This window comes from Peptacetobacter sp. AB800, assembly GCF_047807365.1.
Taxonomy (GTDB): Bacteria; Bacillota; Clostridia; order Peptostreptococcales; family Peptostreptococcaceae; genus Peptacetobacter.
The window spans coordinates 1-223 of sequence record NZ_JBLOUI010000131.1 but is presented as its reverse complement, the minus strand read 5'-3'; the positions used below and the strand labels follow the sequence as shown (position 1 = coordinate 223).

At 24.7% G+C, this 223-nt stretch carries 1 protein-coding gene; it reads right to left on the bottom strand.

The genetic code is table 11. The features are described 5' to 3' along the window. Positions 1 to 223 (bottom strand): zinc ribbon domain-containing protein (locus ACK2WN_RS12450; RefSeq protein ID WP_416155709.1); only part of this gene is annotated, 223 nt, incomplete at both ends.

Here is a 223-nt window from a genome sequence, read left to right as displayed (position 1 = left end):
TAGTATTTCCTTAACTTTCTTATAACTTGTAAACATCTTTATTTCTTTATCATATTTTCTATCTAAAATATTTTTACTTGCATTTATATCTGCATGAATTTCTCCACAATACTCACAAACAAATGAATCTCCATTTCTTACACCAAATCTTCCACATTTGCTACAAATTTGGCTTGTATATGCTGGATTTATATATGTAAATTCAATACTATTTAATTGTAAT